Origin of the sequence: Streptomyces sp. NPDC048290 (genome assembly GCF_040652095.1) — a bacterium.
GTDB lineage: Bacteria > Actinomycetota > Actinomycetes > Streptomycetales > Streptomycetaceae > Streptomyces.
The window spans coordinates 401682-426351 of record NZ_JBEZLM010000006.1 but is presented as its reverse complement, the minus strand read 5'-3'; the positions used below and the strand labels follow the sequence as shown (position 1 = coordinate 426351).

At 67.4% G+C, this 24670-nt stretch carries 26 protein-coding genes and 1 pseudogene; 25 read left to right on the top strand and 2 right to left on the bottom strand.

Features of this window, described 5'->3' with window-relative positions; all coding sequences use genetic code 11:
• Positions 1–47: 47 nt before the first annotated feature.
• Genes AB0D49_RS13515 through AB0D49_RS13485 form a run of 7 tightly spaced genes read left to right on the top strand, consistent with a single transcriptional unit; the run spans position 48 to position 11867 of the window.
• Positions 48–254 carry a hypothetical protein gene (locus tag AB0D49_RS13515; protein ID WP_362755729.1) on the top strand — a complete coding sequence of 69 codons (207 nt, stop codon included), beginning with the start codon at positions 48–50 and terminating at the stop codon, positions 252–254.
• A 60-nt stretch (positions 255–314) separates the two neighbouring features.
• Complete coding sequence (locus AB0D49_RS13510) at positions 315–5273, top strand: phage tail tape measure protein (protein ID WP_362755726.1); 4959 nt, start codon at positions 315–317, stop codon at positions 5271–5273.
• Complete coding sequence (locus tag AB0D49_RS13505; RefSeq protein ID WP_362755723.1) at positions 5270–6184, top strand: hypothetical protein; 915 nt, start codon at positions 5270–5272, stop codon at positions 6182–6184. The genes AB0D49_RS13510 and AB0D49_RS13505 overlap by 4 nt, the downstream gene beginning before the upstream one ends.
• Positions 6181–7113 carry a hypothetical protein gene (locus AB0D49_RS13500; RefSeq protein ID WP_362755720.1) on the top strand — a complete coding sequence of 311 codons (933 nt, stop codon included), beginning with the start codon at positions 6181–6183 and terminating at the stop codon, positions 7111–7113. The genes AB0D49_RS13505 and AB0D49_RS13500 overlap by 4 nt, the downstream gene beginning before the upstream one ends.
• 6 nt (positions 7114–7119) lie before the next feature.
• Positions 7120–8214: a hypothetical protein gene (locus AB0D49_RS13495; protein WP_362755717.1), complete on the top strand. Its 1095-nt coding sequence runs from the start codon at positions 7120–7122 to the stop codon at positions 8212–8214.
• A 15-nt stretch (positions 8215–8229) separates the two neighbouring features.
• A complete protein-coding gene (locus tag AB0D49_RS13490; protein WP_362755714.1) occupies positions 8230–10515 on the top strand; it encodes a hypothetical protein in 2286 nt (761 codons plus the stop codon).
• A gap of 20 nt (positions 10516–10535) precedes the next feature.
• Positions 10536–11867, top strand: a complete 1332-nt coding sequence (locus AB0D49_RS13485) for a glycoside hydrolase family 6 protein (RefSeq protein ID WP_362755711.1) — start codon at positions 10536–10538, stop codon at positions 11865–11867.
• Between the two features lie 45 nt (positions 11868–11912).
• Here AB0D49_RS13485 and AB0D49_RS13480 read toward each other — a convergent pair whose 3' ends face one another.
• Positions 11913–12290: a hypothetical protein gene (locus tag AB0D49_RS13480; protein WP_362755708.1), complete on the bottom strand. Its 378-nt coding sequence runs from the start codon at positions 12288–12290 to the stop codon at positions 11913–11915.
• On the bottom strand, positions 12278–12616 hold the full coding sequence (locus tag AB0D49_RS13475) for a hypothetical protein (RefSeq protein WP_362755705.1): 339 nt from the start codon (positions 12614–12616) through the stop codon (positions 12278–12280). The genes AB0D49_RS13480 and AB0D49_RS13475 overlap by 13 nt, the downstream gene beginning before the upstream one ends.
• Positions 12617–12781: 165 nt before the next feature.
• On the opposite strand from AB0D49_RS13475, the gene AB0D49_RS13470 reads away from it, so the two are divergent.
• From AB0D49_RS13470 to AB0D49_RS13385, 18 genes and pseudogenes are all read left to right on the top strand, one after another.
• On the top strand, positions 12782–13141 hold the full coding sequence (locus AB0D49_RS13470) for a hypothetical protein (RefSeq protein WP_362755702.1): 360 nt from the start codon (positions 12782–12784) through the stop codon (positions 13139–13141).
• Positions 13142–13203: 62 nt separating this feature from the next.
• Positions 13204–13980 (top strand): annotated as a pseudogene (locus AB0D49_RS13465) (N-acetylmuramoyl-L-alanine amidase); the annotation flags it as partial.
• An 18-nt stretch (positions 13981–13998) separates the two neighbouring features.
• Positions 13999–14253, top strand: a complete 255-nt coding sequence (locus tag AB0D49_RS13460) for a peptidoglycan-binding domain-containing protein (RefSeq protein WP_362755827.1) — start codon at positions 13999–14001, stop codon at positions 14251–14253.
• A gap of 5 nt (positions 14254–14258) precedes the next feature.
• Positions 14259–14474 carry a hypothetical protein gene (locus AB0D49_RS13455; protein WP_362755699.1) on the top strand — a complete coding sequence of 72 codons (216 nt, stop codon included), beginning with the start codon at positions 14259–14261 and terminating at the stop codon, positions 14472–14474.
• A 102-nt stretch (positions 14475–14576) separates the two neighbouring features.
• Positions 14577–14918 carry an Lsr2 family protein gene (locus tag AB0D49_RS13450; protein WP_362755696.1) on the top strand — a complete coding sequence of 114 codons (342 nt, stop codon included), beginning with the start codon at positions 14577–14579 and terminating at the stop codon, positions 14916–14918.
• Positions 14919–15336: 418 nt separating this feature from the next.
• Positions 15337–15837 carry an ATP-binding protein gene (locus AB0D49_RS13445; protein WP_362755693.1) on the top strand — a complete coding sequence of 167 codons (501 nt, stop codon included), beginning with the start codon at positions 15337–15339 and terminating at the stop codon, positions 15835–15837.
• Between the two features lie 40 nt (positions 15838–15877).
• Positions 15878–17281 carry a hypothetical protein gene (locus tag AB0D49_RS13440; RefSeq protein ID WP_362755690.1) on the top strand — a complete coding sequence of 468 codons (1404 nt, stop codon included), beginning with the start codon at positions 15878–15880 and terminating at the stop codon, positions 17279–17281.
• A 97-nt stretch (positions 17282–17378) separates the two neighbouring features.
• Entirely contained in the window at positions 17379–17942 is a 564-nt protein-coding gene (locus AB0D49_RS13435; RefSeq protein ID WP_362755687.1) for a hypothetical protein, read from the top strand.
• Between the two features lie 159 nt (positions 17943–18101).
• Entirely contained in the window at positions 18102–18440 is a 339-nt protein-coding gene (locus AB0D49_RS13430) for a hypothetical protein (RefSeq protein ID WP_362755684.1), read from the top strand.
• A 46-nt stretch (positions 18441–18486) separates the two neighbouring features.
• Positions 18487–19599, top strand: a complete 1113-nt coding sequence (locus tag AB0D49_RS13425) for an AAA family ATPase (RefSeq protein WP_362755681.1) — start codon at positions 18487–18489, stop codon at positions 19597–19599.
• Between the two features lie 70 nt (positions 19600–19669).
• Complete coding sequence (locus tag AB0D49_RS13420) at positions 19670–20815, top strand: hypothetical protein (RefSeq protein WP_362755678.1); 1146 nt, start codon at positions 19670–19672, stop codon at positions 20813–20815.
• A 91-nt stretch (positions 20816–20906) separates the two neighbouring features.
• Positions 20907–21137: a hypothetical protein gene (locus tag AB0D49_RS13415; protein ID WP_362755675.1), complete on the top strand. Its 231-nt coding sequence runs from the start codon at positions 20907–20909 to the stop codon at positions 21135–21137.
• Positions 21138–21896: 759 nt separating this feature from the next.
• Entirely contained in the window at positions 21897–22241 is a 345-nt protein-coding gene (locus tag AB0D49_RS13410; RefSeq protein ID WP_362755672.1) for a hypothetical protein, read from the top strand.
• A gap of 244 nt (positions 22242–22485) precedes the next feature.
• Complete coding sequence (locus tag AB0D49_RS13405; RefSeq protein ID WP_362755669.1) at positions 22486–22734, top strand: hypothetical protein; 249 nt, start codon at positions 22486–22488, stop codon at positions 22732–22734.
• Positions 22731–23255, top strand: a complete 525-nt coding sequence (locus AB0D49_RS13400; RefSeq protein ID WP_362755666.1) for a hypothetical protein — start codon at positions 22731–22733, stop codon at positions 23253–23255. The genes AB0D49_RS13405 and AB0D49_RS13400 overlap by 4 nt, the downstream gene beginning before the upstream one ends.
• 30 nt (positions 23256–23285) lie before the next feature.
• Complete coding sequence (locus tag AB0D49_RS13395) at positions 23286–23750, top strand: hypothetical protein (protein WP_362755663.1); 465 nt, start codon at positions 23286–23288, stop codon at positions 23748–23750.
• Between the two features lie 144 nt (positions 23751–23894).
• Positions 23895–24236: a hypothetical protein gene (locus AB0D49_RS13390; RefSeq protein WP_362755660.1), complete on the top strand. Its 342-nt coding sequence runs from the start codon at positions 23895–23897 to the stop codon at positions 24234–24236.
• 80 nt (positions 24237–24316) lie between these two features.
• Positions 24317–24625: a hypothetical protein gene (locus AB0D49_RS13385; protein WP_362755657.1), complete on the top strand. Its 309-nt coding sequence runs from the start codon at positions 24317–24319 to the stop codon at positions 24623–24625.
• The last annotated feature ends 45 nt before the right edge of the window (positions 24626–24670 follow it).

The following is a 24670-nucleotide window of genomic DNA, read 5'->3' as shown; positions in this document are numbered from 1 at the left end:
GTGATGGCCGCTGGACCGAACTGGACCGGGCGAAGGCGCTGGCGTTCGTGGCGTATCAGCGGACGGTGTGCGATCAGTGCGGGACTCGGGCTGCTGAGTGGGACGAGCAGCAGGGTGGTGACCGATTTGCGTACGTCACCACGAGCGTGCGCTGTACCGGCTGCGAGCTGATCGCGCACGAGCAGGACCAGGTCCCGGACGGCCCCGACGGGTACGGGGTGCGGATCGGTCTGGTGCCCCGCGACGTGCCGTAGCGGGTGGTTGAGGGTGGGGGGCTAGGAGGAAGGGGCGCGGGGAGGTAGGGGCACCGGCAGGTGTCGTCGTACACGCTCAGCGTTCAGGCGCGAGCGGACTTCTCCCGTCTCCTGTCGGAGATCCGGCAGGCCTCCCGCGCCATGCGCGGCCTGGGCCGCGACACCGCCACCCTCAACCGGCAGCTCACCCAGATCGGGGCTGGCGCCCGCGGATCGTCGACCGGTCTGCGCGCGCTGACCCGTGACTCCGATCGTGCCCGTGCCGGGCTGCGCCGTGTCGGCGCGGACGGGCATGCGTCGATGCGGCAGCTCCGCCACGGGCTGCTCGGCGCCCGGCAAGAAGCGCACCACTTGCGCGGTCTCCTGGTCGGCGGCGGCATCGTCGCCGGTCTCGCGGAGATCGCGAAGGAAGGCAACGAGTACCAGCGGGCCATCAACAAGTGGGGCGCGGTCACCAATGCGTCCGGCTTGGAGATGGTGCAGGCCGCGGCGAAGGCCCGCGAGCTCGGCGCCGACCTCAAGATCCCCGGCACGTCTGCGGCGAAGGCCGCGGACTCGATGCTGGAGCTGGCCAAGGCCGGCCAGACCAGTACGTCGTCCATCGCGAACGCGCGGGCTGCGATGCAGCTCGCCGCGGCCGACAACCTATCGGCCGCGGACGCAGCCCGGTATCTGGGCGACGTCATGGACCAGTTCGGGCTCAGCTCGAACAACGCCGGTCGTGCCGCCGACGTGCTTGCGGCGTCGGCGAACGCCGCCTCGGGCGGGCTGCAGGACATCTACTACGCGATGTCCTACACGGGCCCTGTCGCCGCCCAGTTGGGCATCTCGATCGAGGACACGTCGGCGGCGGTGGCGATGCTGGCCCGCTCCGGCATCCTCGGTTCCAAAGCAGGAACGTCCCTGCGCGGGATGCTCACCAACCTGTCCCGTCCGACCGCGCGAATGAAGCGGGGCCTGGCGGAGCTGGGCATCGAGGCGTGGGACGCGCAGGGCAATTTCAAGGGCCTGCGCACGGTCATCGAGGGTTTCGAGCAGGCCCAGCACCGCATGTCCCAGAAGGACTTTCTGGGTTCTCTCGCCGACGTGGTCGGCAAGCCGGCGCTGGCGGGTGCGTCGGCTCTGGCGCATCAGGGTGTCGAGTCTTTCGACCAGATGCACACGGCGATCGCCCGTACCGGCGCGGCCGGGGAGATTGCTGCTTCGCAGACCAAGGGCCTTGCGGGTGCGGTCAGCCAGCTCAAGACGCAGGCCTCGAACACTGGGCAGGTCTTGTACACGGCGGCCGCACCCGGGCTGGAGAAGGTCACGCGGCTGATGACCTCCGGGATGGCTGCGGCGACGCCCGGCATGGCGGCCGCCATCGACTACGTGCACGACCTGTACACGCTGGCCCGTCCGTCCGTGTCCAAGGCCGTCTCGGCGGGCTTTGACGAGGTTGCTGATTCGCTCGGCGGTTTGGGCGGGCCGCTAAAGGACCTTGCCTTCGACACTGCCGCCGCGGGGTTCAACGTCCTTAACAACGGCGGCCGCGCTCTCATCGACATCCTGCGCAACGTCGGGTCCGCCGTCTCTCCCGTCGCTGCCGCCATCAGCGACGTCGCGGAAGAGGCTGATGCGGGCGGAACCGCACTCGACATCATCGTCACCGCACTGAACCTGGTCTCCGCCGCCGCGGGCACGGTGTCGGGCGCGTTGGTCCCGATCGGGCATGTTATGGCCGGTCTGGTGCGCGGGTTCGGGGCTCTGCCGGGCCCGGTACAGACGGCGATCGTCGCGATGCTTATGGCACGTCGGGTCGCTCCCATGATGTCGCGGCTGGGCCAGACGGTGTCCGGGCCGGTCGTGGGCGCGTACCGGTCTCTGGGTGACCAGATGCGTCTCCAGCAGCACCTTGCGGCTGCGCAAGGGCAGTCGATTGGCCGGATCGGTCAGGCCCTCGCGGTGGTGCAGACCCGCATTCCGGTGGTGGGGCAGATGGCGTCCGCGTTCCGCAACGCGAACGGGCCGATCACTGGAGTAGCGCGTGCGATCGGTACGGGAGTCGGTGGCGCGGCCCGCGGGCTGATGGGCGCGTTGGGCGGGCCGTGGGGTGTGGCGCTTGCCGCCGCGGGTGTCGGGCTGTCGATGCTCGCCTCCCACCAGCAGAAGGCCGCCCAGGCGGCGGCCGAGCACCAGTCGCGGATCAGCAGCCTCACCCAGGCGTTGCGCGAGTCGAACGGTGCCGTGACGGAGAGCGTCCGTACCGCAGCAGCGCAGCAGTTGATGGACACCAAGGTCCTCGACGGCAAGGAGCGCCTGGTCGACGTCATGTCGAAGGCCGGGGTGCCCATCAGGCAGCTCACCGATGCCTATCTCAGCCAGGATGACGGCCTGGCGCAGCTCCAGAAGCGCATGGAGGACGTCGCCGCGATCAACTTGGAGCCGGTACGCGGCGGCGGCGTCATGTACAACGACGTGGGCCAGAAGGCTCACGACGCCGCGGAGGCTCTCAGCTCCGTCAAGGGCGAGATGTCTCAGGCGGTGAAAGACGCCCGCGATCTTGCCGACGTGAACGGTGCCGCGGGCCGGTCCGCAGCCGATGCGGTGGGGCCGTTCGGGAAGTTCTCCGACGCGATGCGCCGCCTGTCGGACACGACGGCAGACGCCGATACCCGTGCCCTGCATGACGCGCTGAACATCCTGGCCGGCGGCTCGGTGAACCTGTCCGCCGCCGAAGCGCGGTTGAACCGGTCCGTGTCGGATGCGGCCGAGGCGTTGAAGGGCGGCGTCGATAACGCCCAGGGGTACGGAAAGTCCCTGCTGAACATGGATGGCTCGCTGTCCACGGTTACCCGCAACGGGCAGAAGCTGTACGACCTGCTGCAGGGCCTGTCGACGAATTCCGCGGACGCTGCGCTCGCCGCCTACCAGTACGCGGAGGCGAGCGGGAAGTCCGTTCCGGAGGCGCTGCAGGCGGCGCAGAAGCAGATGGAGACCGCCCGGGATTCGGCGATCTCCACGGCCGAGGGCTTCGGCCTGTCCGCCGAGCAGGCGGCGAAGCTCGCTGACAACGCCGGTCTGGTCCCCTCGCAGGTGTCGATCCTGCTGCAGACGGCCGGCATGGACGAGGCGATGGCTGAACTCATCGCCGTACAGCAGGCGTTGAAGGCTCAGCCGGACAAGAAGACCATCACGATCTCCACTCTGTCGAACGATGCTCGCGAGGATCTGGAGAAGCTCGGCTTCAAGATCAAGGACTTGAAGGACCGCCGTGTGGAGGTCACCGCCCCCACCGATCTGGCGCGCACGGATCTGGACGCACTGATCTCGAAGATCGCGTCGACCCCGGGCGGCAAGCACGTCAACGTCACCGCCTCGACGCAGGCGACGATCGACAGTCTGGAGGCGGTCAAGCAGAAGATCGCCGGTGTGCCCGGCGGCAAGTCGGTCACCGTCAGCGCACCCACCGGTGAGGCCCGGAAACAGCTGGAGGATCTCGGCTTCAAGATCGCTGAGGTGCCGGGCAGTAAGAACGTCACTGTCACCGTGCCCACGAGCGGGGCGACGGACGCGGCCAGCCGGATCCAGGGCGCGATCAACGGGATCAGCGGCCGGTCGATCGGCATCGGCGTCTTCATGAAGGCCACCAGTTGGGACCGGGATGCCAACGGCGTCCCGGACGCCATCCAGGCCCCGCAGGCGCGCGGGTCGGTGATCGACTACTACGCCAGCGGTGGTGTCCGCGAGAACCACATCGCGCAGATCGCCCCGGCCGGGTCGTGGCGTGTGTGGGGTGAGCCGGAGACGCACGGGGAGGGCTATGTGCCTTTTCGCCGGTCGAAGCGGCCTCGGTCGCGGGCGATCACCGAGGAGATCGTGCGGCGCCTCGGCGGTGACCCGTCCGGCATCGAGTGGTACGCGGACGGCGGCGTGTCGAACTGGTCCTACCAGCCGCTCGGCGGCTCCGGGTTCTCGGTGTCAGACGTCGTCTCCAAGTCGCAGCGCAAGGGCAAGGGCGGCAAGGAGCACTTCGACCTCGGCATGTTCGAGCGGAACCTGCGCAAGTCCGTCCGCACCGCCTCAGCGTGGCGCAACGACCTGGCGACCGTGTCACGGCGGGCCGGCACGGATGTCGCGAAGGCGTTGGAGGAGATGGGTGAGGACGGCGTCGCTCTCACCCGCAAGATGGCCCGCGGCTCCAACAAGTACGTGAAGTCGATGGCCGCGCAGCTCACCAAGCTCGCCGGCACCGCGAAGGCCACGCTGGGCGACTACACGGGCCAGCTGCAGAACGCGGTCAAGGACTCCACAACGTTCCAGAACAATCTCGCCAAGCTGGCGTCCAGCGGGTACGGCTCTCTGGCTGCACGGCTGGCGGAGCAGGGCGACGAGAACGCTGAGGCGCTCGCCGCCCAGGCGGTGCGGGACAAGAAGAAGGCGAAGCAGGCCAACAGTGCGGCCCAGTCGGCGGGCCGGATGCTCGACGCGGATCAGCTCAGCGACTTCGTGAAGCTCATCGGTGCTCTGGCTAAGGGCCGCGGTATTCACGCGGTGGCCGAGAAGGCAGGGCTCGACGAGGACCGGCTTATCGAGATCGCCAACCGGGGCAAGGCCCAGATCAAGGCCACGGGCAGCAAGGCGGACCGGTTCCTCGCCGACCTGGTGAAGGCGAACGCCGGGAAGGCGTATGCGAACGGCGGTATCTGGGAGCCGGGCGTGTACTCCTCAAGGAACGGGCTGATCAAGTTCGCTGAACCGGAGACGCGCGCCGAGTCGTACATCCCGCACGCGGTCACGAAACGCGGCCGGGCGACCGCTGTGCTGTCCGAGACCGCGGACCGCTTCGGATACGGGCTCACGCCCAAGCGCCTGGTTGATGCCGGGGCGGGGCGGTCGCAGGTCGTGGTGGTGCATCAGGCGCCGGCGATCGGCCAGCAGACGATCCACGTCACCCGCGCTGGAGCAACCGCGAACGACATCGCTTCGGCTGTGTCGTACCAGATGCGCCGGGCTCGCCGCGGAGGTGTCCTGCGGTGAGCCTGGAACTCAAGGACTTTCAACTGGAGTTCGCCGGAATCCGGCTGGGGCACAGCACCAGCATTCCGATCTCGGAGATCGAAGGGCTGGCCCGGCCTGGCGTGCGCGGGGAGGCCGTGGAGCGGCCTAACGCTGATGGCGTATGGCTGGCCCCTGACTGGTACGAGGCCCGGACCCTGCGCATCGACTGCGGCGTGAAGACACCGGGCGATCCGGCTGCGGCTGCCCGCATCGTGGCCCAGATCGAGGAGGCCGCTGACGACCCTCGGGTGCGCACGGTCGGCGGGGCGGTGACGTCGCTGCGGATCAAGTGGCCTGGCGCGCCGGTGCGCGTCTTGTACGGGCGGCTCCGAAAGGCCGAGGCGTCGTGGGAGAACGCGGCCTTCGGGTGGGTGCCACTCGATATCGAGTTCACGGCCCCGGACACCCGCTTCTACGCGGACACCCAGCAATCCGTGGAGCTCAAGCTCGGCTGGCTGTCCGGCGGCGGGTTCACCGCGCCCGTGCAGGCCCCGATCCGTGTGAGTGACGGTGACTTGTCGGGGCAGAACCGGCCCGGCTGGGTCACCAACAGCGGCACCATCGACGCCTTCCCGGTGCTCACGGTGTACGGGCCGTGCACGAACCCTGTGATCACGCATGTGGAGAGCGGCCGGCAGATCGCCCTGGGGATCACGGTGCCCGCGGGTGAGCACGTCACGATCGACACCCGCCCAGGTCAGCGCACCGTCACCCGGCAAGGCGGCGGCACCGTAGCGACGACCTCACCGTTGGGCGACTTCAAGCTGCCCCCTGGACGGTCAGAGATCCGCTGGATCGCGTCCGACCCGACCGCGTCCGCACGCCTGACCGTGGCATGGCGCGACGCCTTCAAGACCCTTGTGAATCCGAAGGAGACCCCCGTCCGATGACGCTCGCCCAGGCCCCGCTGCTCGTGAACGGCGCCACCCATAGTGCTCAAACGTTCCGGCAGATGATCAAGGATCTGTCCCGCGGCTCGGAGGGTGTGACGGAGGCCGCGGACTTGAAGGTGATGCCGCTGCCCGTGCCGGGGGGCGGTGTGCAGGTCAGCGATGGCTCTGCGGTGGTGCGGGGGAAGGCGTCGGCGTGGCAGGGGTCGTACACGGCGTACAACATCGGCACCGCCACCGTCGACATTGCGCCCGCAGGTGCGGCGCCGCGCTCGGACTTGATCGTGCTGCGCGTACAAGACCCCGAGTTCGAGGGCGGTTTGGACCCGGCCAAGGACGCGATCAACTTCTTCGACGTCATTCCCAACGTGTCCTCCACAACGTCGTCGCCGCCGAAGGGGGTGACGGGGGTGGCGCTGGCCCGCATCGACCTGCCGGCGAATACCGGCACGGTGACGGCCGGGATGATCCGCGACCTGCGCAGGGTCGCGAATCCGCGCCGTGAGCGCACCCTCCACACCGCCTATCCGACCAAGCTGACGAAAGCCTGGAAGGACGACGACAAGTGGCACAACTGGCCGCCCGAGGCACGCTGGCAAATACCCGTGCCGGACTGGGCGACCAAGCTCATCCTCACGATCACCCTTGCCGGGCTACGGATGGACTACGACTCGCTGTACGGCAAGCTGCAGCCGGTGTTCGGCACCATCGAAGGCCAGGACACCGTCGTCGACGACAACCAGGGCAAGGTCGTTCGCCGGTCCACTGCTGTGGTCGCCGACACCATCACCCTGCCCGCCTCGTACCGGGGCACGACGCAGACGCTGTACATGCAGGCGCGGATGGCGAAGGACTGGAAGGGTGACCTCGGCGTCGACGGCGGTACGTCGATCATCGCGGACATCGAGTTCACCGAAGGCCCGGTGTGACCTGCTGTGGCCTACCGGTACCTGACCCAGGACGCCCTCACCGGCCAGTGGCTGTCCCACGATCTCCCGTTGAAGGGAGTGGAGTTCGGGCCCGAACTGAACGGGCCCGGAGAGCTGATCGGCTCCCTGTCACCCCGGCTGGCATCGTCGCATCCCGAGCTCACCAAGAACCGAGGCAACACCCTGCTGTATGCGGAGCGGAACGGGCTGCTGCGGTGGGGAGGCCTCATCTGGCAGGCCGAGCCCGAAGGCAGCACGATGCGGATCGAGGCCGCCGGCTGGTCTTCCTATCTGCACAAGCGTCATGACCTGGACGGTGAGCTCGGCGGCCGTGGCCCGTACGTGAACACCGACCCATGCAGGGTGATGCGGGACATCGTGTCGTACGCGCAGTCGATCCCCGACGGCAGTCTGAACATCACTGTGGACGGCACGACGTCGAAGGCGACGGTGGGCACACCGGCAGAGCCGTGGCACTCGAACTGGTGGGAAACCCCGGTCCTCGGTGACCTCTTCGACGATCTGGTGAAGGCCCCGGACTCGCCGGACTACACCTGCACCACCTGGTGGGACGCGAATCGGCGGCCGGTGCGCCGTATCCAGATCGGCTATCCCCGCCTTGGGGCGCGCCGTACGGACATCGCGTTCTCCACGGACACCAACATCACCACCTCCACTCCGGTCACGTACAGCGCCGACGAGTACGCGCAGGTCGTCATCGCCACCGGCGCCGGCGAGGGCCGAGCCCAGCAGCGCGCCATCGACGCCGTCCGCAACAAGCGGCTGCGACTGGAGCATGTCCTCGAACTACCCGAGGTGCGCGGCAAAGACGTGCTCGCTCAGCGGGCGCGGGCCGAGCGAGCGTGGCGGCAGAACCTCGGCCACGTCGAGGAGATCACGGTCCGCGACCATCCTGCCGCACGGATCGGGTCGTGGCAGATCGGCGACGACGTCCAGGTCACGGTCCGCGATGAGTGGGGCACGTGGTCCGGCTGGTGCCGCATCACCGGCTACACGATCCGACCCGACACCGATGCCGGGGAGACCGCCACCCTCCGCCTCGAACCGTCCGGCGCCCACCAGTACGCCACCGCCGCCTGAACAAGGAACACCTTCTTGCCCACTGACATAGGTACCCGGCTTGCCCGCCTGGAGAAGCTGCTGCGCACAGCCATCCGGGCGCCGAAACTCGCGAACGCAAGCCTCGAGAACGGCTCCGTCGACGTGTACGACGAGAACGGTTCCCTGCGCGCGGTCATCGGACAACAGCCCGACGGCACCAGCGGCGTCATCGCCGTGAACGGGCCACGCCCTCCCGTCCCGTCCATGCCCGAAGTGGAGTCGGCCCTTGGAGGGCTGCAGGTCACCTGGGACGGAGGTTTCGCGGACGTGGGCGCCGCGCCCTTGGATCTGTCCCGCGTGCAGGTCCATGTGCTGACGTCGGCGAGCATGCGGGCGGACCCTCGGTGGCCGACCGCGACGATCGAGGCTGCCTCCGGTGCCTCGGTCACCATCTCGGTGAACCACTACGGGCCGCTGTGGGTGCGGCTGATAGCCGTGAACACCTCCGGCATCCCCAGTGCCCCCTCGGATGCTGTCCGAACGTCGGCCCGGCGTGCGGTCTCGGGTGACCTGGGGCAGCAGGTCATTCAGCAGGGACACATCGCCGTCGGTGCCATCGCCACCCCGCATCTGGCAGTCGGCTCCGTCACCCCCGACCACATCGCGGTCGGCCAGGGCACGAACCTGGTGCCGGATCCCGGGTTCGAGGGCTCGGCCACGGCGAACACGGTGGCGGCGGGCGGCACGGTGTGGTCGTTCGCTCCCGGTAACCGGACCGGTGTCGGAATCCGTCTCGACTGCACCGCCGCAGCGGAAACGTACTGGACACTGCCATTGGCGACGGTGCCCGTCCTCGCCGCGTCTCAGCTGTTCCTCGGTGTCGATGTGCTGGCCTCGGAAGACCTCGCCGCCAAAGCGGTGAAGATCCTCGCCCGCTGGGAGAACAGCACCGGAGAGGTCCTCGGCTACGGCGTCGCGGAGACCACCAGCTATGTGCCGGGGGTGTGGCAGCGCATCACCGGTCAGGTGGCCGCCCCGCAGGGCACGACCCGGGCGGTGCTGTGCCTCGAGGCATCCGCTGCCACAGCGGGCTGGGTGGTGTTCGACAACGCGCAGGCCCACACAATCTTCGGCGACGCCACCGGCGGGGCCCGGGCCGAACTCGGCCCCCAGGGGCTGCGGTTGTACGACGAAGACGGAGAGGAAGTCGTCTCGCTCGTCACCGGGCAAGCCAACTATCTGACTCTGCGCGACGGGACGACCAGGGTCGCCGCGATCGGCTCGACCGGCGATGCCTCCTTCCAGGACCTGAACGTCGCCGGGAAAGTCACCATCGGAGGCGACGATCTCACCGACCTGTATGACGGGCCGCGCGGCATCGTCGCCATGGACTGGATGGCCGCCGGTGTGAAGACCACCACCGGAACCGAAATGGGTTACGTCGAGTTGGCCTTCGACGCCGAGGAAGGCCGCATGTACCGCGTGGTCTACAACGGCACCGCGGAATGCTCCCAGACCAGAGGGTCCCTCGTGCTGCGGCTGCGCAGCGGCTATGCCTCCGCTCCCTTGATCAGTTCCCCCCAGCTGCAGGAAGCACGGCATCCGCTGACGACGACCCGGCGCGAGGCTCGACTGGAGTTGATCAGCCCATGCGCGCCGAACGACCTGATCCGGCCCGGACGTAACCGGCTGCTGCTGACGTTCACCAGCGACAGCGGCGCCCCCGCGGGCCAGCAGGTCACATTGACTGGGGCGAAAGGCCGCCTGGGGCAGCTGAGCGTGGAGGACGTCGGCGAGCAAGCGCCCGACACCGGTGTCTACAACACGGGCGGCGCCGTCGTTCCCGACCCGCCGGTGAAGGTGCAGCGCGAGTACAAGGCGTCCTGGTCGGGGAGCTACGCGAACCGGTCCGGATACAACTCGTACTACGGCAACCGCATGGTGGCCGGCTACTTCTCGGCGAACAACGGGACCCAGGCCGCGCTGGTGGGATTCGGCGGGAGCCTCGCCAATGACCTTGCTGGCGCGAAACTCGTCAAGGTCGAGGTGTATCTGTACGCCAACCATTGGTACTACGCCTCCGGCGGCACCGCTGTCCTCAAGGTCCACGGCCACGCTTCGCGTCCGAGCAAGTTCTCCGCGGACCAATCCGGCTCGCAGACCGTCACCAAGTGGGCGCGGGCCAGCGGCCGTTGGGTGGACATCACCTCGATCTTCGATTCAACGAAGTTCCGGGGCATTGCGATCGACCCGAACACCACCAATAAGACCTCGTACGGCATGTTCGACGGCATTGGCCAGGGCCATCCGCCGCGGCTGCGCGTCACCTTCATCAAGTAACCAAAGGAGCAGAGCTACTCGTGGCCGCACTGTACGGAGACCTCGTCATCAACGGCACGTTCGCCGACGGCACGACCGGCTGGTGGTCCGGCAATCCGGCCATGGTCACCTTGGCCGCGCCGGGCAGCGGACTGGAGGCCACCGCCACTACGGACGCCGTCAACCTCTGGGATGCGCCTTTCGGTCAGGACAACGTCACCCTGCGCTCCGGCTGTACGTACACGCTGAGCTTCACCGCGAGCGCCAGCCAGTCCGGAACCGCTCTTCGGGCGCAGGTCGGGCTCGGCGCGGACCCGTGGACCGCCGTCCTGGACAAGACGGTGACGCTGCCTGCGGTCGACACGCACGTCGTGTTCTCCTTCACGTCGACTATCGACACCACAGCCGGGCAGGTGAGCTTCCAGTTCGGTCAGGGAACCGCCGTCACCGTGCGCCTGAACGATGTGCGGCTCACGGCGTCCACAGCCCGCGAGGGCTTCTACGTCGACCCGGACTCCAATGCCGCACGGTGGGCGGCTGTCAACGGGAACGATCCGCGGGCAGCGAAGATCGCTCAGGCCCTGGTGCGACGTCCGGCAGCCAAATGGTTCGGCGACTGGAACAAGGACGTCCGCGCTGATGTCGACGCCTACGTGACGGCCGCCGCTGCCGTCGGACGGCTGCCCATCCTGACGGCGTACAACATGTTCAACCGCGACAACGGTGGGCAGTCCAGCGGTGGCGCCAAGTCCCCCGAGGAGTACCGGGCATGGGTGGATGCCTTCGCTGCCGGCATCGGTGAACGGCCGGCTCTCGTGATCGTAGAGCCCGACTCGCTCAGCCAGATCGGCAGTCTGCCCACGGAGGCGTCACGCGCTGAACGCACACAGCTGGTCACCTACGCCGCAGACGCCTTGGCCTCACGTCCCCTCGTGCGGTCCTACCTGGATGGCGGCAACGCCACGTGGATCCGAGCCGACGAGATGGCCGCCCGACTCGCAGCGGCTGGGGCAGCCCGTACGAAGGGCTTCGCGATCGGGGTGGCGAACTATGACTCCACCGACGTGTCCTGCACGTACGGACATCAAGTCGCCGAGTCGCTCGCAGCACTCGGTGCTCCCGGCGTCCGCTTCGTCATCGACACCTCCCGCAACGGCAACGGTGCCATGGACGGAAACGGGCAGCACGTCGACTACTGCAACCCCGGCGGCCGTCGCCTCGGAGTCCCCTCCTCCATAGGGGTGGGCGGAGCCGAGTACCTGCTGTGGATCAAGGTTCCTGGCGACTCCGACGGCATGTGCGGTACCGCTCCGGATATTCCCGCGGGTACGTTCTCGCCCTTCCTTGCAGAGAGCCTCATCGACGGGCGATAGATCATCAGCGAGAGCCTCGACGACGCACCCCAGGTGCTCCAAGAATCAGATCGCCGGGAAGGTGGCGGGTTGCGGGCCTTCGCCTGGGCATTCCACGCCCACACGAAGGCGGGCACCGGGGGTGTCCGCCAACCGCTGAGTAATCGTGGCGTGAACCCATCGGGCCAGAACGAAACGGTCCGCGCTCGGCCTTGGCTCATGGCCAAGCCGCCCCAGTTCCCGGTACTGGAGGTCACGCTCGAGCTCGGCGACTACCGTCCGCAGGACCATCGCTTCGTCGTCGCTGGCGTCGGCGACCTCTGTCGTGAGTTCAACAGCGACGTGGTATTCGTGGCCTCTGTCCGGCGAGCACTCATGACCAGCCCCAGCAGACTGGTGGTACAGGTATGCGGTGAACGCGTGTCCGCTGGTCAGCGAACCCATCCGATGTCCTTCCCGGACGACTCCGCCGTCTGCTCCAGCGCGTGCCGCACGAAGTGGAGTTCGGCCGGATCCACGTAGTCCCCGTTCTTCCGGTACATAGCCATGCCGGGCAGCACGAACTGTGCCATCGTCACAGCTTCCGCGCAGGTGCGGCACCCGTCCAGGCTCATGAGCGTGAACGTCGGATGCTCGTCCTTAATGTGTTCGTAGAACTCGAATTCCCGCAGCCCGAGTTGGCTCTTTTCATCGGCGATGCCGTGGCGCCACCAAGCGTCGGCGATACCCCGGCATCCGCTGCATGTGGTCATCTCTGGAATCAAGGTCACTGAATCACCCTAGGTTTCCGCTGAGAGGGACGGTAGCCGCCGGCCGAGTATGCCGTCCGGCTGTTGAAGGTGCTGGCCTCGATGGGTTCCGACTTGGCGGGCTCTTCGATGTTTCTTGGGCCCCGTACGATCAAGACGGGTGCGGGCCCGCCAGGAGGGATCGCGGTGTCCGTGCCACCGAGTGCCGAGCCCACGTTGTGGGAGCTGCACCGTGCCGTCTCGCAGCTGCGTGAGGATCTGCGCGGTGATCTCGCCCAGCTCGCCGCCCGCTTGGACCAGGTGGTCACCGAGGACGTGTACCGGGCTGATCAGCGGGCGGTTGATCAGCGCATCAGCCAGATCGAGGCCGGGCTGGCTGGACTGCGCGGAGAGCACGATCAGGCGACGGAGCGCGCCGAGCAGCAGCGCCGGGAGGATCAGGTTCAGGCTATGGCGACGCGACGGCTGGTGTTCAGCTCGTTTGTCTCGCCGGTCCTGCTGATGGCTCTGCAGCTTTGGCTCGCGTCGCGGGGCGCTGCCCCGTAACGGGGGTTGTTTCAAGGGGATTTGAGTTTTGGCTCGGGCGCGGGGAGAACAGTGAGCGCCGAGTGGCGACACCTATCAGTGCCGACCGTCTCGTTGCCGCACTTCGCGCCGAGGGCGTGCGTGTGGTGGAGAGGCCGGGATGGAGAACCCACAACAGGAATCACAAGGGTCCGTTCGGTCCGGTGCGCGGGGTGATGATCCATCACACCGTGACCTCCGGGACGAACAGCACCGTGGGCATCGTGGAGCGCGGCTACGAGGGCCTGCCGGGGCCTCTGTGCCACGGCATGATCGCCAAGGACGGCACCGTGCACCTGATCGGGCACGGCCGCACCAACCATGCCGGCCGAGGCGACGGCGATGTTCTCCAGGCGGTGATCGCGGAGCGTGCACTGCCGAAGGCGAATGAAGCCGATACGGACGGCAACACGCACTTCTACGGCTTCGAGTGCGAGAACCTCGGCGACGGTCAGGACTCGTGGCCAAAGGCCCAGCTCGACGCGATCGAGCGCGCGGCCGCGGCACTGTGCCGGGTGCACGGCTGGAGTGCGGCGAGCGTCATCGGTCACCGGGAGTGGCAGCCCGGGAAAGTCGACCCCAAGGGCTTCACGATGGGGTGGCTTCGCGACCGGGTAGCGGCCCGGCTGAAGTCCACGCCGACCGGCGGCTCGGACGGTTCCCCGGAAGACGGCACCTCAACCTACGTCGTAAAGAACGGCGACACGCTTTCCAGCATCGGTAAGAAGCTCGGCATCCATTGGGAGCGGATCGCTCAGACCAACAAGATCACGGCCCCGTACATCATCCAGCCCGGGCGGAACCTCACGCTCCCCAAGAAGGCACCCGCCGACGGCTATGTGCCACCTCCCTTTCCGAACGGTCTTGCTCCGGGCCGCACGTCACCGTCGGCGAAGGGCCTTCAGCAGGCGCTGAAGGACACTGGCTGGCTCGACCGCTCGGTGCCGTTCTCCGACAACTACGGGCCGCAGACCCAGAAGGCCGTGGCCAGCTTCAACCGCAAGCACAACCTGTTCACCTCCGGCCGCCCCATCGATCCTTCGATCGGTCGCCGCGGCTGGGACCTCCTGCACCGACTCGCCTACGGGAACTGATCACCTTGATCGACTTCATTCACGCCCACAGCACCCGCCTGTACGCCATCGCCGCCGCGGCACTGTCGCTGATCGCCTACTACGTGCAGGACCTGCCGACCGGCCTGATCCTCGCCCTGGTCGCCGCGGTCCTCGGCACCGGGGAAGCCATCCAGCGCGTCGAGGACCGCAAGACCCACCGAGCTCTGCTGCTCGAACCTCCGTACGCCAACAAGGACTGAAGCCTCAACACCTGATGCCTCCGTGACGCTGACAAATAGCAGACCTGACCCCGACTCCTTGCGATTGCGGGATGCACCTGAACGTGGCCTACGATCCCCCTCATGGCCCAGAAGGTAGTTACAACATTTGTGGATGATTTGACTGGCGAGGAATCGTCGGAGATCGCCACGCACAGCATCCTCATCGATGGAGCTGGGGTAGAGATCGACCTCACGGATGAGAACTACGAGAAGCTCCTTGAGATCTTGAACCCCTATCTCCACGCTGACGGTGCTCGCCGGATTCGCGGTGCCGCGAAGAGCAAGGGGAAGGCCAAGGCATCGGCTGCCGGCAGGGACGACTCGTCGGCGATCCGGGCTTGGGCGAAGGACAACGGTTTCGAGGTCAGCGATCGCGGCCGTGTCCCGGCTACCGTCCGCGAGGCGTACGAGAAGGCTCGCTGATTCGCGCCGAATGCGTGGTGACCCTGCCGTTGTGGGGTCACCACGCATTCGGCATTCAATGAAGGCGCCCATGTCGTCGCCGAGGCCCCGGGGCGGGCTGGTGGTCGATCTTCGTTTCGGAAGGCGCCGTCTCCTCGCTCTCCGCCGTACCGGTCGCCGAGCAAGAACAGGCGTTTTCCGAGCGGCGTGGCAGGGCAGTGGTGCCTGCGCTCGGGACATGGCTCGCTGCGCGAACGCGATCACGCATGGCCTGGCCGTTTACCTGGCGTGGATCACAGCAGTGATATCACCGGCGAGATGGCACACCGTCGCCCAGCCTGTCAGGTTGATGTCCCGCCATCGGCTGACCCCACTCGGCCGGTCACGGAGCCCGCGCGGCCTGACACCAAGGAGGCCGCGGCCACTCCGAGGAGGTCTCATGACGCTGCGCCTCACCCTCCGCAAGCTGCCCTATGCGTTCAAGGTCGCTGCCGACGCTCAGGCTGTGGGGCCAGCGCGTCGCCTCGTACGCGAGGCAGTGGAGAGCCTGGACCTGGGGCAGCAGGCCCCGTCACTGGACGACCTTGAGTTGCTCGCTACTGAGCTGGTCACCAATGCTGTGGTGCACACGATGGCGCCGTGCGTGGTGTGCATTCGGTGGACGGGCCGACGGATTCGCGTCGAGGTAACGGACACCGACACACGCGACGTGGAGGCGAGGGTCCCGCCGGCGAACGACGAGCACGGGCGCGGCCTGTTCCTCGTGGACGTCCTGGCAGCTGATTGGGGCAGTTACCGGGAGCCGGCAGGCAAGACGACCTGGTTCGAGTTGGCTGCCCCCTCGGAAGATCTTCTGGCGTCTGGTGCCGCGCATCCGTCCGCTGACTGCCGGGAAGGACGGGCGGACAGAGGAGCGGTAGAGGCCGCCTACTCTGGGTGAACCTTGCCTCCCTATAGGCGAGTTAGGCCAGAATGCAGCCATGGTCGCGATCATCAAGTGCGAGAGTTACGAGTACGAGGACGTCAGGAGCTTCGAGGAGATCCACCGGTCTCGACGCCTCGAATTTGAGTGGACACTCATACGCAAGGAGGAACTGAACTTCAAGGGGCGGCACTTGGCCCTGATCGCAGCCCAAGACGAGTACGGACGCTACGAGCTCAAGTACGTGGGCAAGTGCGTTCGCGGCCGCAAGGCAGCGGATTCAGTGAAGCAGTTGCGCGTCACTCATGTCCGTCGCTTGCAACGTCCGGTGCCATTGTCTGAACTACTCGAGGCTGTGCCGAGACATCTGCAGCGTCACCTTGTTGCGGAGGGGCAGCAGACCAAGACCGCGGGTTCAGAGTTGCGGCGCCTCCTTCTGGAGCGACGTCCTGAAGTCCGTGATGCCGTCGATGAGATCGAAGGCGCTATTTCCTCCTGGGACTTCGGCACCTCGCGTGCAGGCCAGGCGGTCTCGTTGCAGCGCGACGGCACCTTGATATCTGCGCGCATGGCGGGCTTCCGGGCCCTTGATCTGGCCGAGTGGGACCCTCCCGCGGAGGAGCTCTACGAAGACAGGGTGCCGCCGCTCTTCCTTGATTGGGTCACGGAGTCATCGTCTCCGGAGGGCCGGGGTCAGTCTGAGCCTCAGGTCCGAGCTGGCCGTCCGGAGACGATGGCTGCCCAGCCGGCGCTTGAGGATCACCTCATCGCCCATGACACGCACACGATGCGGGGCTGGTTGAGCGAGGCCACTGATCACGTCGCGTGGCGAGAGTTCCGCGAGCATGGACGAACGCTGCTCGTCGGGAACGCCAACCGGGCAACAGCGGAACGGTTGTTGGGGTGCGATGTCATCTTCTACAACGTCTCGCGGAACAGCATGGTCCTCGTTCAGTACAAGAAGCTCGATGCAGAGAAGGGCGGCTTCTACTACCCGACCGGCGACGGGAACCTTGCGAAGGAGCTCCGGCGCATGAGGGCCCTGGATCGGTATGCGGCGAGCGTGGCAGACGGAAATGGTGAGCAGCGACTCGACGCGAGCCCAAGCTGGATCAAGCTCTGTCACCCGAGGTCGGTAGTGCCGCACACCTCGGAGATGATCCACGGCATGTACTTCTCCCGGCGCCAGTTCGAGTCGCTGCGTGAGGACCCCCGCCTGAAGGACGGACGGCAGGGCGCGGTCCGGTTCGGCTACAAGAACGTGCCCGGATACCTCGACAACACGCTGTTCACGCGCCTGGTCGAGACAGGGCAGATCGGCACGACCGGAATCAGTAGCGATCTTGTACGCCAGCAGGTCTTTCGCACCTTCCGCGGGCAGCGCGACCTGGTGATAGCCGCGCTCTACGGCGATGAGCCGCCGCAGGCGGAACGGAACGCGCGGCGACGCATGAGCAAGTGAGCGCCTTACCGGCCGCGCTCCCTCGCGTGCGGGAATCGCCACCGTAGCAGCTATTCTGCTATGCCCCGGACAGTGGAGCAGCAGGAAGGAGGCCGTCGTGGCGAAGCCGCTCATCGTGGGCCGCAAGGAGTTCGCGAAGATCTACAACGTTGCGCCGACGGCGGTCAGCGACCGGTGGATCCCAGCCGGGATCGTCTCCTACGAGGATGCCGTGATCGTCTCGGGTAAGCCGTATTGGCCCGGCGGTCTGGCGGTGGACTTCGCGCTGCCGCCGGGCAGTCGCGGCCGGCAGCTGGATGAGGCGCTCCTTGCCCAGCTGGAGGAGGAGCAGCAGGCGACGGTCCGTCCGATGAAGAAGGGCGAGCTGCCGCCGCTGGTGGGGCTGCAGGAGTACGCAGCCTTGTTCGGCATCAGCCAGCACCAGGCAGCGAACGCCCGCAACCGTGGCAACGGAATGCTGCCGGCAGAGGACTACCTCCTGGGAGGTTCCCCCGTGTGGCTGTTGTCGACCGTCCTCGAAGGCGCCGAGCACACGATGGCGCAGAGCCGTGGTGGCGTGTGGCATCTGCAGGAGGATGTTGCTGCCGCTTTGCGGGAGGGCCGCTATGACGGGCCCGGGTCGGCGATCGCCGCGCGAGGCAAGGCCGCAGCGGGTTCGTAGCGTCGTCGCGTCCGCCGGATTCGCTGTCTTGGAGCAGTTCGGCGGAGTTGCCTCCCCCTCAATCCATAGTAGAATTAATCTCATCCACTGAGGGTGCATGCGCAAGTCGCGCCGACCGCATGCAAAATAGGCTGCGATACATCGAACGAGGAGGGGTAAGTGGCCGTGCAGCTTGAGCTGCCTATCGCAGCCATACAGCAACCCGAGAATCCCGGCGGCAAGCTGACGATCCAGGAACGGTTCGAGGCATTCGACCAGCTCAACCCCTGGATCCTCAAGCACCTGGAGAGCCTCACCGCCGACTGCGTCGAGCGCGGGCTCAAGCGCATCGGCATTGGGATGCTGTTCGAGGTCCTGCGCTGGCAGTACGGACTCGCTACCCGCGGGGAGCCCTGGAAGCTCAACAACGACTTCCGGAGCCGCTACGCGCGACGCCTCATCGACCTGCACCCCGAGTGGTCCCCCCTGTTCGAGATCAGGAAGATCCACACAGCCTAGAAATAGGCCAGTGTCCATCCTCCTGTGAGTTTCTTGGAGATGTTCTGTGTCCAGCACGACCGTGCCACCCCTGCGCACCCGCAAGCCCACCGGCGTCATTCCGTGGCCGATCGTCCTGATCGAGGGCGAAGAGAAGAGCGGCAAGAGCCACCAGGCTGCGGCATTCACCGGCTCCGAGCAGACCGGCCAGGCGTACTGGCTGGAGCTCGGTGAAGACACAGCCGATGAGTACGCGAACGTGCCGGGTGCGGACTACCTGCTGATCGAGCACAACGGCAGCTACCGCGACATCCTCGGCCAGATCGAAGCCGTGCACGCCGAGGCCAGGCGTGCTGCCGCAGCGAAGGAGAAGCCGGTCGTCCTGGTCATCGACTCGGTATCGATGCTGTGGCGGATGCTGGTGAACTGGACCAACGAGCGCGCCCACCGCACACCGAAGAACGAGGCGAAGCTACGCCAGGACCCGGATGCCGAGATAAGGCCCTCCATGAACCTGTGGAACGACGCATCCGAACGGTGGCAGCGGGTCATGTATCTCGTGCGCACCATGCCGGGCATCGTGATCCTGCTCGCCCGCGGCAAGGAAGTGGCTGCCGTGGACGGCAACGGCGATCCGATCCCGAAGACAAAGGACTGGCGGGTGGAGGGCCACAAGTCCCTCGCCTACGACGCGACGGTGTGGGTGCGGCTACAGCGTGACAGCGATCCACAGGTCATCGGCGCCCGGTCGCTGAAGTTCGAGGTGCCGCGCAGCGGCAAGCCGAAGACCCTGCCGGGCTTCACCATCGAGAGGCTGGTGTTCGGTCTGATGGGCTGCTCGATCCACAACCAGCCCAAGGTCGCCCCGGAGCTGACCGGGGATCTGGCGCAGCAGTGGATGCCGAAGGTCCACAAGGCTGCCAAGCAGGGCGTCGACGGCTTGAAGAAGCTGTGGCGTCAGGTCGAATCGGACGAGGATCTCAGCCGCAACGAGGTGCTCGTGGTGCGCGCCGCCATCGAGCGCATGGCCGCCGAGGTCAAGAACCCTAAGAAGTTCAGCGACCCCACGAGCGATGACGTGGCGCGGCTTCGGGCGGCGGCAGCTGAGCAGCAGGACCAGGCCGCCGAGGACCCGGGTGACTTCGAGGAGTTGCCGCCCGACGAGTTCGCCGCCGCCTGACCTTCACACCCTGCCTTGCCGGGGCCCGTTGTGACGGGTCGGGCCCCGGCGTGCCCTCCTGGAGACTGCTGTGACCGCCACCACCTTCAGTGCGCCTGCTTCCCTGTCGATCTGGGATGCCGCGCACTCCGCTGATGCCCGCCGACCCCGTTCTGTGCAGACACAGTTGGGGGCGTCGGACACGATCTGCTCACGCCGCGCCGGATACATCCTGGCCGGCGCGGAGCGCACGAACGCCGGGGACAAGCGGGCCGCGATCCTCGGCACGTACATCCACCAGGGGCTGCTCGAAGATGCCCGCCGTGAGTACGGGTGGCTCATCGAGCGCACCGTCGCGGATGGGACCTTGCGCGGGCACATCGACGTCGTACAGCTCGATGCCGCCACGGCCGCGCGGCTGCCCAAGCGGCATCGTCCGGCCCAGCCTGCCGCGCACCTGACGGTGGAGGACGTGAAGACGAAGTCGAGCCGCGTGTGGGACCGGGTTGTGAGGTTCGGTCCGACAGCAGCAGAGATGCGGCAAGTCCTGCTGTACGCCGACCTGTTGCGCACGGTCGGGTTCGCGGATGTTCCTGGTCAGCGGTACCTGCACAGGCTCGGCCCGATCGACGTGCAGCGCATCCGGTTCCGCTTTGTGTGCCGGGATACGGGCGAGGAGCACATCGAGGAGTTCGTCTTCGATGAGTGGCTGGCTGCTCAGGCTCGTTGGTGGGTGGACCGTGTCGTGGAGGCGGACTCTCCGGAGGAGCTGCGGCGCGACCATGACGGTCCCGGCCTGTCGGTGATCTGCGACAACTGCCCGTTTGTTCATGCCTGCTGGCCGGGCGTGCCGCCGGGTCGGCCCGCGCAGACGATTCTCGTCCACGACGACGAGGACCGCGCGAAGGCGCTCGCCGACTACGTGCGCGCCCACGAGCGATACCGGGACGCCAAGCGGGTCAAGGAGACGGCGAGGGCGATGCTCGACACCTCCCCCGAGGGCAACTACGGGGACAACCATCTGGGGTGGGGCGGCGGCAACGACAAGGAGGAGCCGGATGTCGCTGCGATGGTCGAGCAGTTCGAGGACGCCGACTTGGTCGTGCCGATGGTTCCGGACGAGAAGGCCATGATCCAGATTCTGCGCCGGGCCGGCATGGTCGTGCCCCGGCGTAAGGCAGCCGGGCAGAAGACTGCCCGCACCATCAAGGTCAGCCGGGCCCGCAAGACCTCCTGACGGCCTCTGTGGCGGCCCCGCACGGACGGTGTGGGGTTCGCCCTCTCTTTTGATCTTTCGAAGCCCTACTGCCGCCTTGGAGGCATGTTCCGTGTCGATTCTGCGCCGCCACCTCAGCACCGGGTTCACGGTGCTGCCGACGGCCACCCTTGAGGATTCCCGTCTGTCGTTTCGGGCTCGGGGCGTGCTGGCGTTCCTGATCTCGAAGCCGGATGAGTGGAGGGTGCGTGCCGAGTCGATCGCGAGCGCGGGCAAGGAGGGCAAGGAGGCGATCAAGACGGCGCTGCGCGAGCTGAAGGACTCGGCTACTACCGGGTGGTGACCGAGCGGCTGGCGGACGGGACGCTGAGCCGGATCACCGAGGTGTACGACACGGCACAGGAGTGGGCGGCCGAGGAGTACCGCAAGTTGGAGGCGCGGCGAGTAGCGCGCAGGCTCAAGAAGCGGCTGGATCAGGGGGACCCGGCGCCCAGTGGGGAGGCGTCCGGGGGTGAGTTGGGCGATGACGGGGAGGCGGCCGATGGGACCGAAGGCGGGTTTTCGGGCGCCGGTTTTCCGGACGCCGGTTCACCGGACGCCGGATCTTCGGGCGTTCTAGTTAGTAACCAGAGCCAATATCCAGAGAAGAACCCCCCTACCCCCACAGCTGACGCTGCAGGGGAGCCGGTTGGCGCTCGACCCGACGAAACGGCGGCGGGTTCGTGTCCGACGCATCCGGATGAGCCAGGTCGCTCATGCCGGGGCTGTGGCACGAGTCCGAGGCAGCAGCGGGCGTCGCAGCAACGGGCAGAGAAGGAGCGGTTCAAGGCCCGTGAGAGGGAGGCGAATGAGCGGGTGTTGGCGCAGGTACGGCGTAAGCCGGGGGTGGAGGGGTTGTCGGAGGTGGCGCGGCAGCAGCTCGCTGCCATGCGGAGTGGGAGGCGGGAAGCTGCGGCTGGTGGCGGGGAGGTAGAGTCACCACCAGAAATAGGCTGATGTATAAATGTGCAACGGTTCGGGCGAGGCCGATTTGCCACCCCTGCCACACATAGTAGAATTAACCTTATGGGCAGGAAGGGCCCGCACACTTTGGGAGGCACACATGAAGTACGGCTCCATCTGCCGCGGGATCGCTTACATGCCCGACGATGAGCTCATTGACGCATGCACCAGGGCGAGCATGTTCCAGGTGGCCTGCCGGGGCGACGAGGTGCGAGTGATCGCCTATCACAGCGAGAGCTCCGTTGAGGCGCAGCGTCGGCCGGGCGGCAAGGGATGGGAGGCGCTGGCGCTCACACAGCAGCCCAAGGGCGATCTGCCGTTGACGGGGGTGCTCTTCATGGACATCCCGCAGAGCGCATGGGACACGCTGGACCTGGCGGTCAGTGTGCTGCGGAGCCGGTTCGGCGACAACTTCACCAAGCGCGTGGCACTGAAGGTCAAGTAAATGCAGCTGGTTGTGCGCTGGCCAAAAATAGGTCAGTGCACAACCGGCGTGAAGGATGGATGGACATGCTTGATGTGACTGCCGAGGTGGCCGCGATCCGCGCCGACTACGGGCCGGACGAGCACCGCGCTCTCGCCGTGTACAGCGACGTGCACGTTGCCCTGGAAGAGGCCGGGCTGCACCCGTACGTAGAGACCCGCGCGGCCTGGCCGTCTGCGCCTTCGCCGACGACGGCACGCTGTTCGTGGTCGCCTGCGAAGACGCCCTGCCGTTCAACCGCTGGACTCCCGGGACGCTCGCGGGCTGGCACCTGAGCCACGTGCCCGAGGACGGGCCGGCGCCCGCCTGGCGGTGCGTGGTCTACGACAGCCTGCCCCCTCATCTGTGCCGCTACGAGGCAGGAGACCTGGACCTGAGGCCGCTCGTCGAGGCCGCGACGGCTCACCTCGCCGCCTGCTCTCACCTCCGTGAACCTGCCGGGGCCGGTGCGTGAACCTCAACGAGGACGACATGCAGATGGCGGTGCGTGACTTCTTCTCACCGGCGCTGCTCCTGAAGTTCATCGACCTGCCGGATGTTCGCGCCCGCATCCGGTGGGGCGAGAAGCAGTTCGACGAGGGGAAGCGCAGCCGCAGCGTCTGCCGGCTCGAGGGGGAACCGGATGCCGGATGCCTGACGCGCTGGTCGGCCATGCCCAGCGGGTGCGGGTTTCGCTACGACGTCGATGCTCGTGGCGGTGCGCGGTCCGGTGTCGTGTACTGGCAGGACGTGCATCGGACGGTGAACTCCCGTCTGACACCCGTCCGTTACGGGGCTCTGCGTGCGGCGGTCGAGGCCGTCGCAGCGCACGATGCCGCGTACGTTCCGGGCCCGGTCCCCTTCCGTACGCCTGAGTTGTGGACGTCCCTGTTCTACCGCCCGTGGGCACGCCGGGCCAGCGGCTTGGACCTGAAGGCGTCGGCCGCCCTGGATGCCATCTGCCCGCCCGCCAAGGCGCAGCCCGCCTTGTTCTGATTCCACGCGACAACGAGAAGGCCCTTCCCCGTGATCACCTCCACTACTTCCGCCGCCTGGACTGCCGCCGCGCCGTGCGCCGGCCTCGACGGGTACGTGCCCAGCGAGGAACTGGTCCGCAGCAGGCCCAGTGACGTCATGAAGGCCTGCGGGCCGCTCATGGAGGGCTGCGCGCAGCTGTGTCCGTTCGTGCTGGAGTGCTACGAGCGGGTGCGGCCGGAGGCGAACCGGTTCGACGGGGTGTGCGCGGCGCGTACGTGGGTCAACGGACGGGCCGTTGCTGTGGCCGAGGGGGCGCCCGCGCTGTCGAAGCTCGCCTCGCAGGCAGGTACGTGCGGGACGAGCAGCGGGGTGAAGGCGCACCAGCGGCTCGGGGAGCCGCTGTGCGGGCTGTGCCGGGTGACGTCACAGCGGGCCGAGGTGCGGCGCGCGGGCGCGGCGAGCATCCGCAAGCGTGCCTCTCGCGCCGACCGCGAGGCGCGCGCGGCAGCGTAGAGGCGCGCCGCGAGGCACCTCCCGGGCCTCTGACCTGCACTAACGCAATTGACACCCCCTCTAGACATAGTAGAATTAATCCCAGTTGGGGAGGGGAAATACGCCCAACTCCCGCTTGAAAGACGAGAAAAGGAAGCATCGCTCATGCCCACGATGACGCCGGACCCGCTCGCCGTTCTGCAGGTCGCCACCATGCACAACATCACCGAGGAGCAGGCCGCGACCGCCATCACCTGGGCCGCGCACATGACCGTGCACGCCTGGGAGGCCTACGCGGACACGCTGGGCCTGGTGAAGAAGGACGGCGCCGCGATGGAGGCATGGTTCAGCACGCTCGGCCCGGACCTGCGCAGCTCCGTACTCGAGGACGCGGTCACCGCGGTGGTCGGCGCTGACCGTGTGCTAGCCGAGATCTACAGCAAGCAGGACGGCCAGCAGCGCGCACGAGTCATGCGCACCAACCGGCCTCGCGTTCACATCCACTGACGCTCCGCGACTTCGGCCCGCCTCGTTCCGGGGCGGGCCGCGCCATGCCGTCATCCCAACTCAACGGAAGGAGCCGCCTCATGGGCGCTCTCGACTTCTACACCACCGCCACCGGCACCGACGTACGGACGGCCTTCAATGCTGCTCGCGAGCAGGCCACATGGGAGTACGGGGCCTCCGGCTTCACCGGCACCATCGCCGAGAAGAACGAGGTGACGCTGCTCGACGAGCCGAAGCGCAGCGAGCAGGACGCCATGGGGCGCGCGAAGGAGTTGCTCGACGGCGACGATCCGCGGGTCAGCGGCAAGTACGGGCCCGCCGGCGCACTGCCGGTCACGGCGGTCGACGGCTCAGACGCCTGGCTGTTCTTCGGCGTGGCCGCCCACTGATGCCCGCCGCGGGGCTGAGCGACAGCGCAGCCCCGGCCAGCCCCG